The 9266-nt window shown below is 44.9% G+C and carries 8 protein-coding genes and 1 pseudogene; 5 read left to right on the top strand and 4 right to left on the bottom strand.

What is annotated here, in order from left to right; all coding sequences use genetic code 11:
* The 3 genes from AB4298_RS02385 to AB4298_RS02375 all read left to right on the top strand — a co-directional run.
* A partial coding sequence (locus AB4298_RS02385; RefSeq protein WP_371985631.1) for a COX15/CtaA family protein occupies window positions 1-958 on the top strand: 958 nt, incomplete at its 5' end.
* Window positions 959-1026: 68 nt separating this feature from the next.
* Window positions 1027-1932 (top strand): heme o synthase, encoded by a 906-nt coding sequence (gene cyoE, locus AB4298_RS02380; RefSeq protein ID WP_371985630.1) that lies wholly within the window; start codon window positions 1027-1029, stop codon window positions 1930-1932.
* 88 nt (window positions 1933-2020) lie between these two features.
* The gene (locus tag AB4298_RS02375) at window positions 2021-2650 is read left to right on the top strand and encodes an SCO family protein (protein WP_371985629.1); all 630 of its coding nucleotides are present in this window, start codon (window positions 2021-2023) and stop codon (window positions 2648-2650) included.
* Between the two features lie 41 nt (window positions 2651-2691).
* On the opposite strand, the gene AB4298_RS02370 is transcribed toward AB4298_RS02375, so the two are convergent.
* Window positions 2692-3738 carry a polysaccharide deacetylase family protein gene (locus tag AB4298_RS02370; protein ID WP_371985628.1) on the bottom strand — a complete coding sequence of 349 codons (1047 nt, stop codon included), beginning with the start codon at window positions 3736-3738 and terminating at the stop codon, window positions 2692-2694.
* Window positions 3739-3756: 18 nt separating this feature from the next.
* Between AB4298_RS02370 and AB4298_RS02365 the strand changes: the two genes are divergently transcribed.
* Window positions 3757-5088, top strand: a complete 1332-nt coding sequence (locus tag AB4298_RS02365; RefSeq protein ID WP_371985627.1) for an MATE family efflux transporter — start codon at window positions 3757-3759, stop codon at window positions 5086-5088.
* A gap of 95 nt (window positions 5089-5183) precedes the next feature.
* On the opposite strand, the gene nfuA is transcribed toward AB4298_RS02365, so the two are convergent.
* On the bottom strand, window positions 5184-5762 hold the full coding sequence (gene nfuA / locus AB4298_RS02360; RefSeq protein ID WP_220778295.1) for a Fe-S biogenesis protein NfuA: 579 nt from the start codon (window positions 5760-5762) through the stop codon (window positions 5184-5186).
* A 210-nt stretch (window positions 5763-5972) separates the two neighbouring features.
* Between nfuA and AB4298_RS02355 the strand changes: the two genes are divergently transcribed.
* Window positions 5973-8513, top strand: a complete 2541-nt coding sequence (locus AB4298_RS02355; RefSeq protein ID WP_371985626.1) for a M14 family zinc carboxypeptidase — start codon at window positions 5973-5975, stop codon at window positions 8511-8513.
* A gap of 8 nt (window positions 8514-8521) precedes the next feature.
* Here AB4298_RS02355 and AB4298_RS02350 read toward each other — a convergent pair whose 3' ends face one another.
* Together AB4298_RS02350 and AB4298_RS21375 are read right to left on the bottom strand one after the other, a co-directional pair.
* Window positions 8522-9049, bottom strand: a complete 528-nt coding sequence (locus tag AB4298_RS02350; RefSeq protein WP_371985625.1) for a ComF family protein — start codon at window positions 9047-9049, stop codon at window positions 8522-8524.
* 9 nt (window positions 9050-9058) lie between these two features.
* Window positions 9059-9205 (bottom strand): annotated as a pseudogene (locus AB4298_RS21375) (ComF family protein); the annotation flags it as partial.
* Window positions 9206-9266: the final 61 nt, after the last annotated feature.

Raw genomic sequence — 9266 nt, 5'->3', positions numbered from 1 at the left:
CACTTTAGTGTTTACTTTGTGCGTGATTATGATGGGAGCTTATACACGACTCTCTGACGCGGGCCTTGGTTGCCCTGACTGGCCAGGTTGTTACGGCATGCTAAAGGTGCCAACTGAAACCCATGAACTAAATCAAGTTCAGCAAGCGTTTCCTGATCATACGGTTGAAACCGAAAAAGCCTGGCTGGAAATGATCCACCGCTATATAGCTGGTGCACTTGGGTTGCTGGTTTTACTGATTTTAATACTCAGCCTCAAAGCCGCTGACGCTCCCAAGAAACTGCCGATATTCATTGCTGCTTTGATTATCTTTCAAGCCGCATTAGGCATGTGGACCGTCACCATGAAACTGATGCCAATCATAGTCATGGCGCATCTAATTGGTGGCTTCGCGCTATTTTCACTGCTGTTACTGCTCTACCTTCGCAGTAAGCCCCTAAGGATCCCCGGTGGCGATCCAGCTGCGCGTAAACTCGCAGGTTTAGCGGCCATCTGCATCGGAGTGTTGTTATTACAGATTGTATTAGGCGGCTGGACGTCATCGAATTATGCAGCCCTCGCCTGTACAACACTGCCAATTTGTGAAGGTAATTGGGTCGACAACCTCAGTTTTGCAAAAGCCTTTTCACCATTTCAAGGCGACCACGCCAGCTTTGAATATGGCGTATTAGATTACCCAGCCAGAATGACCATTCATGTGGCCCACCGTGTTGGTGCAGTAATCACAGCCGCCATACTCTTGTATCTCGCTTTTAAACTTATTCGCAATGCCAATTCAAACATTATGCGCAATGCAGCATGGTTACTCGTTGGTTTGGTCGTTTTACAGGTTGCACTCGGCGTCAGCAATGTCGTGCTTAACCTTCCGCTAGGAATTGCAGTCTCCCATAACGCTGGTGCTGCGCTATTGCTGCTCAACCTAGTTTTTATCAATTACGCCTTATGGCGCAAAGCATAGGAAGGCTCGATAAATGACAACAAATAACGCCTTTCTTTTTTGTTACTGAGTACAGTGAGGTACCGAATATGGCCAAACAAATTGCAATCACACGCAGCCAATCAACGCCTATGTTTCAGTGGCGTGCCTATTATGAAATGACCAAGCCTAAAGTAGTCGCACTTATGCTGCTAACGGTGTTAGTCGGCATGTGTCTAGCGGTTCCCGGCGCAGTGCCGATTACGCCATTAATTGCAGGCATGGCAGGGATCGGCATGATGGCAGGTTCTGCGGCAGCCTTTAATCACCTCATTGATCGCCGAATCGATGGTTTAATGGCGCGTACTTACAATAGACCCTTACCCAAAGGCAGAGTCTCTATTGCTAAGGCGCTAACCTTTTCGTTTGGTTTAGGTATTTTAGGCTTCGTGCTCCTATACACCCTCGTCAATCCACTCACGGCCTGGCTAACATTTGCCAGCTTAATTGGCTATGCCGTGGTCTATACCGCTTATTTGAAACGTGCGACACCACAAAACATTGTGGTCGGCGGCTTGGCAGGAGCTATGCCACCGTTGCTAGGTTGGACTGCTGTAACGGGTGAATTCCATAGCAATGCATTGCTACTGGTGATCATCATCTTCGCTTGGACACCTCCGCACTTTTGGGCACTGGCTATTCATCGTAAAACGGAATATGCCAAGGTCGATATCCCCATGCTACCTGTAACTCACGGTGTCGAGTTTACTAAAACCTGTATTTTCCTATACACAGTGTTACTGGCAATAGCCTGCTTGCTACCAGTATTAGTGGGGATGTGCGGCCCTGTTTATCTTGTCAGTTCCACCCTGCTCAGTGCAGGCTTTATCTATAAAGCATGGCAGCTCAAATACCATGAAACCCCTGGGCTTGCGATGGATGTATTTAAGTTTTCTATCTATCACTTAATGCTGCTATTTATCGCCTTGTTAGTTGACCACTATCTGTGGGTATAGCCAATCTATAATTTATAAATACTGTTTATGGCTTTAACGATGGAAACATAAACCTCTGAGAAGCCACTGTAGTGAAAGGGAGTCAAATATGAAGCTCATTTTGGGTATTGCAGCCATCATATTAATTGCAGCAGGAGCTTATGCTAGCGTGCAGCTTAACCAACCTCAGTCGATTAACTTGCAAACCAGTTTCGAATACCCAACGCCACTGCCCTTAGCCCCGTTCTCACTCACAGATCAACGCGGCAATAGCTTCAGCAATGCAGATTTACAAGGGAAGTGGAGTCTGTTTTTTATCGGTTATACCTCATGTCCTGACGTTTGCCCAACCACTATGGGGAAGTTAACGTCAGCTTATGCAGGGCTAAACCAAGTCGAAGATGTACAAGTGATCTTTCTATCTGTTGATCCACAAAGAGATAACATCGATACCCTGAACAATTACATCAAGTTCTTCAATCCAGAGTTTATGGCGGTAACCGGCGAGCATAAGCAATTGTTTCCAATCACTCGTAGTTTGGGTTTTGTCTATGCCATGGTTGGAGACGGCGATGACTATCAAGTCGACCATAGCGCGTCGTTTGCGTTAGTGTCGCCACAAGGTGAAAAGGTAGCGATTATTAAACCGAAATCTCATTCACCGGGTCAATTACCACAGATTAGAAATAGCGAACTGATCCATGATGTAAACGCCTTAATAGGCAAATATTCAAGCTAAAAAAAGCGCCTAATTAGGCGCTTTTATTTTAGTAATCTAGATTATTCAGCAATCCACTGACCGTTAGATTTGGGGCGAACCCACGGCTGTGAAAACCAGTAATAACTACCTTTGCTTTTACTTGGTGCGGTACAGTTATAACGTGAACGGCCAGCAGGTAGGTCTAGCTCAGCTTGAATACTAAATTGGTTATCACTAATCCAATTAGGCTTCTTAGCGCCCTGTCCTTGAATGAAACACATCACTTGCGACTTATTAATGTCGCTCATATCCAATGTCACTTTTATCTCTGGACGCCATTGCCCCTGTACTAATTGTGGATCACTGTTGGTTTGCGCTATCACCGGCATATTTAGACTATGTAGCTTTACCTTTAAACTATTAAGGTCTGCATACACACCGGCAACAGGAAAACGTGGCAATGCAGTTAATGGTGAATATGGGCCAGCTGCACCAGATTGCTGACCAAATGCCACAAAGCCATGTTTAGATAGCATATCTTCAACCTGCTGATTGTACTCACCATAAGGGTAAGCCAGCATCTTTAAGTTTTGCCCTGTCGCTCTAGCAATCTCAGCTTCTGTGCGCAAAATATTGTTTTCAATACGTGCTATCCACTGCGCCTCAGTTTCGTTACCTTCTTTACGAATAAGGTGCTCGTGATTCCAGCTGTGGTTAGCAATTTCAGCCCCTTCATTTGAAAGAGTAATTAGCTGTTGCCAACTCATCATTTCGCCATAGCCTTTAAGAATTGGCTCTACTGAGACAAAAAGGGTGTAGGGGAATTTATATTGCTTTAAAATAGGGTGCGCCGTATTTGCAATGCTGCGGTATCCATCATCAAAAGTAATCGCAATAGTTTTTGCTGGCAGTGTCTGTTTTGCCTTAATTGACTCCACAACCGTTGAAAGCGGCACAACATTAAAGTTGTTTTCCGCTAGGTACTGCATTTGCTCTTTAAACTGCGCAGGCGTCACACTGGTGATCGCAGGCGTTGTATCGGACACATGATGATACTGCAGGATCACTGCCGCATGAGCCGAAAAACCTGTCAGCGCCAATAGCGCTAGCAACACGTTTTTAACCATATATATTAGACCTCTAAAATGATTGCCTTATTGTTAAACCCACAAAAAAACCGACAGTTATTCGCCTTAGCGCTGCCGATGATCTTATCAAACATCACTGTGCCGCTATTAGGTTTAGTCGATACCGCCGTTGTTGGACATCTTAGCAACGCCTATTATTTAGGCGGCGTGGCAGTTGGGTCAACGATTATAACCTTAATTTTGTGGTTGCTAGGTTTTTTACGCATGGCAACCACTGGATTAGTCGCGCAGGCTTACGGCGCGGATGATACTCAACAGCAATTTAAGCTTTTGGTACAAGCTGCAAGTTTAGCATTAATGTTTGGTATCGCAGCCATTGCGCTGCAGTATCCAATTCTAAACTTAGCCATGGCGATGTCTGATGCCAGCGTAGAAGTAGAGCGCTATTGCCGCGAATATTTTCAAGTCCGTATTTGGTCTACGCCATTTGCGCTAATGAACTTAGTGATGCTCGGTTGGTTACTCGGCCGCCAGCAACCTAAAGCCGCCATGTGGCAGCTAATTGTGGCGAACTTAGTCAATATTATTCTCGACGTACTGTTTGTACTGGTACTCGGCTGGGGCGTTAAAGGCGCGGCATTAGCCTCTGTATTTGCTGATATTTCAGGTTTCTTAGTCGCACTGACGATGGTGAAAGGCCAGCTTAGTAAACTAGGTGGCTTTAAACTATTTACAGTGGCTAAGCAGCTATCACTGCAGAGCTACGGCAAGCTAATGAGCTTAAACACCGATATTTTTATCCGTAGTTTATGCTTACAACTGTCTTTTGCCTTTATGACTTTTTACGGTGCTGGCCTTGGCGACAATACCGTGGCCGCCAATGCGGTGTTACTCAACTTATTAATGCTAATCTCCTACGCCTTAGACGGCATAGCCTACTACGCTGAAGCTGAGGTAGGCCGAGCTTATGGGCAGAAAAATAGCCGTTTAATGCAGGAGTCTGTCACCTTAGCTTGGGCATGGTCAGCGATCGCGGCTCTTGGCTTCACGCTGTTTTTTGTCTTAGCAGGTTCCAACATCATCAGCATGTTGACCAGCTTAACCGAGGTGCAAGCCGTTGCTGAGCAGTACTTGTTGTGGGTGGTGTTCCTGCCGTTATTGGCCTTTGGATCTTACTTGTTTGATGGTGTGTATATTGGCGCCGCCAAAGGCAGCATCATGCGTAATAGCATGATCTTATCGACGTTTGGTGTGTTTTTTCCGGTGTGGTACTTACTACAGGCACAAGGCAACCATGCACTTTGGGCGGCAATGAGCTGCTTTATGTTAGCGCGCAGTGTGTCTTTATCGCTGCATTACTGGTTTAGACTAAGACAAGCACTAAGCTAACAGCAGCGCTACCAATATAAAAATCAGACATAAAAAAACGCGACCTAAACTTAAAGCTTAGCGTCGCGTTTTTTATAGCACATAATACAAGAGTATTACTGGTAAGAGTGCTCACCGTGCTGGTGCTCAGTCACGTCTTTAACGCCAGTTAGCTCGCTTGGGAACATATCAAGTAGTTGCTTCTCGATACCATCTTTCAGCGTCACATCAACCATTGAACAACCGTTACAACCACCACCAAACTGCAGAACAGCGATGCCGTCTTCAGTGATCTCAACTAACATGATGTTGCCACCGTGGCTAGCAAGTTGTGGGTTGATTTCAGACTGGATAACGTACTCAATGCGCTCTTGTAGTGACGCATCGTCAGACACTTTACGCATTTTAGCGTTAGGTGCTTTCAATGTTAGTTGTGAACCTAACTGGTCAGTTACAAAGTCGATTGTCGCTTCTTCAAGGAAAGGAGCGCTCTTTTCGTCAACCATGGCATTAAAGCCATTAAACTCTAGCTCAGTGTCGTCAGCTTCAACAGCATCTGGTGGGCAATAAGATACACCACACTCAGCTTGCGCAGTGCCAGGGCTGATAACAAATACTCGAATGTGAGTTCCTTCAGGCTGATCTGATAACAATTTAACAAAATGCGCCTGAGCTGCTTCGGAAATGGTAATCATGAAAACATGCTCCGTCAGGGATAAACCTGAGTGTTTTAGTAAGAATTAGCCCTATAATACTCTTACTCTGCATTCCTTTGTAGCCCCTAATGCTCACAGATTAAGAATTAACACGAATCTGATCACAGTTTTTTATCTTCCCCTAGAGTGGTTTTGTCGTCTACGAGCTGCTAATTTAACAACAATATTATAAATATAACGAAAAACTCCATGTTAAGAATCGGTCTTGTTATTTTGTGCGCTTTTTTGATGTTACCCGCCTTTTTTGCTGAAGCGAAGAAGACGCGTCTAACCGATAATCCACTCTATGGTGTTACAACGACCAGTCCTGAGGAGTTTCTCGGTTATCCACTTGGCGAGCGCCTATTACGTCACGACCAAATCAATTACTACCTGCAGCAAATCGCTCAACAAAACCCGAGAGTGTCTCTCGAAGATACAGGCGTTAGCCATGAGGTAAGAAAGCAGCTTACCGCAGTGATTACCTCGGTTGAAAACCAAGCCAAACTCGATGATATCTTAGCGCGGCGCCAACAAGTAAAATATGGCGCGAAACAAGGTGGGCCATTAATTATTTGGCTAGCTTACTCAATTCATGGAGATGAAATTAGCGGCGCTCACAGCGCATTAAAACTTAGCCATATGCTCGCCACCAGTGAAGAGAAATGGGTAACCGATCTACTGAATAACGCCGTCGTACTTATCACTCCAAGCCAAAACCCCGATGGACTTGATCGCTTTTCAACGTGGGCTAATGGCTATGCAGGTAAAGTGGCGGTTAGCGATCCCAACCATAAAGAGCATAAACAAGGTTGGCCATCAGGCAGAAGTAACCACTACTTAGCCGACCTTAACCGTGACTGGCTATTTCTGCGTCATCCAGAATCCCAAGGTCGCGTTGCGCTATTTCACCGCTGGCAACCCCATTATGTTGGCGATTTTCATGAAATGGGCCATAACAACACTTACTTTTTCCAACCCGGCGTTCCCGATAGAACGCACCCACTGACGCCCGCTGCAAACCAAAAACTCACTGCCAAGTTAGCTGCATATCATCAAGCTGAACTGGACACCCAAAAGCAGTCTTATTTTAGTCGACAGCTATTCGATGACTTTTTCTATGGCAAAGGCTCTACCTACCCCGACATTAATGGCGCAATAGGCGTGCTGTTTGAACAAGCAAGTGCCCGCGGCCAACAACAAGACTCGGTAAATGGTTTAGTCACTATGCAGGAAGCTATCGACAACCAATACGTAACGTCGATTTCAAGCCTAAAAGGCGCGTTGGCACTAAAATCTGATCTAGAGGAATATCAAGCCGAGTTTTTTGATAAAAAACATCAAAAGGCGATAAAGAAAAAGCCGCGTCAAGCTGGGCTATTAATGAGTACCGAACATGATAGTGGTCGGATAAAAGTACTGACTCAACTGCTCGACCAACACCAAATTGAATATTATTACCTTACTAACCCACTATCTCAAGGTGGTGTTGATTTTGAGGTCAACAGCAGTATTTTTATCCCTAATAATCAAGCACAGTCATCGCTCTTAAAAGCCATGTTTGATGACAGAACTGAGTTTGTCGACCCGACCTTTTATGATATCTCTACCTGGAACTTACAACACGCTTTTGATTTAACTTTACGCCGTAACGTTAAACTCGAATTAAGTGTACTAAGCCAAACTGCGCCAATATTCAGCGCTAATAAATTAGATGACAAAGCTGTCGCTTTATTGGTTGATTGGCGTCAAAGCCAAGCCGTTTTACTGCTGCAACAGCTACTAGAACAGGGCATGCTAGTGAAGTTTGCCGCCAAACCTTTTAGCATCAAACAAGATAGTCAAAACATCGACTTTTCTGCTGGCAGCCTGCAAATTCCACTCAAACAGGATAAATTTTCATCGAGTGAGATTAATAAACGAGTCGCAGAACTTAGTCAGCAATTGCAAGTTGAGGTTATCGCCACGAATACCAGCTCAGCAAGCGCAGGAATCGATCTTGGTAGCCCCGATTTCAAACTGATTAAGCCTATTCGTCCGCTTATCATCAGCGGTAAAGGCACCTCAATATCTGAAGTTGGGCAGCTTTGGTATTACCTCGACAATACTTTAGGTGTTGCCACAACTATGGTCGACATTAATCAACTTGAAACCATTAAGCTCAGTGATTATAGCCATGTGCTGCTGGCCGATGGACGCTACCAAACATTAGACGAGCGCTTTGCGCGGAAGCTCGGGCAATTTGCCAGCGAAGGCGGCGTGGTCATCGCGCAGAAAGGTGCGCTCAATTGGCTAAGTCGATCAAACCTGCTCAAAACTAACTTACGTAGCGATCGTTTTTATAAGCAATTGTTTGATGCTGAAGGACTCACATTCGATGAAAAGTCTCAATTCCGCGCAAAACAAGCCATTGGCGGTGCAATTTTGGAGCTTAAACTCGATACTAGCCACCCTATCAATTTTGGTTTACGTAGCGATAGATTACCTGTATTGAAAAATAAGGTGTCTGGGTTTTCGCAAGTCAATAGCGACTTTAGCGTGGCAGCCAAGTATGCATCACAACCCTTATTAAGTGGCTATTTAGCCCGAGAGTATCAAAGTAGTTTTAGCAACAGTGCAGCAATTATTGTTGAGTCACGCAATAACGGCGCTGTCGTCGCACTTGCAGACAATTTGCTGTTTAGAAATATCTGGCTAGGCAGTGAGAAAGTTTACGCCAATGCACTCTACTTTATCCCTGCTTTACATTAAGAGCACAGTTACTTTACGCCCGGTGCCTCTGCCCTTGCTAGGCACCACGCTTGTACTTGAATATGAGTACGCTGAAATAACTTAGCAATCTCATTAACCGTAGTGCCCGTTGTCACTACATCGTCAATCAAAGCCACTCGCTGCCAATTAAAATCAGCGCCTAATTTAAATGCACTTTGTAAGTTTTTACGGCGTAAATTGCCACTTAATCCGGCTTGAGGTTCAGTGTCTCTGAGCCTAATCAGTTTGTCGTCAACTATGGGGATATTAAGGCGTTTTGACAATGCCTTAGCAATAATCCAAGCCTGATTAAACCCTCTTTGCTGCAGCCGATTACGGTGCAGTGGCACGGGTATTAATACTTGTGGTAGCTCAACTAACCCTAACCGCTCTAAGTAAATTAGTCGCAACACAAGTGCCTCAACCAGCACCTCAATCACTGCAAATTGAGCCTGATATTTTATCTGCCCGACCCAGTGGCCAATCCCATCATGATAACGACACGGAGCAATCACTAATATTGGATCTGACAGCATGCATTTTCCGCACAAAGCCATGGGTAATGTTAACTCTTTGCCACAGCCTAAGCAGATCTCCGTTTGATAACAACATGCTTTCAAACATACTGCACATAAACCGCTGTGATCCGAGACGATATGTTGATGGCACATCAAACAGCGATTGGGTAACATAGCCGCAAGCCATCTACTGCAAGGTATTTTGTTGATAGGTGAAGTCCTTTTCTATTATCTG

The sequence above is a fragment of the Shewanella sp. 10N.261.52.F9 genome (assembly GCF_041471165.1).
GTDB classification, from domain to species: domain Bacteria; phylum Pseudomonadota; class Gammaproteobacteria; order Enterobacterales; family Shewanellaceae; genus Shewanella; species Shewanella marinintestina.
This window is presented reverse-complemented; position numbering and strand designations above follow the sequence as displayed.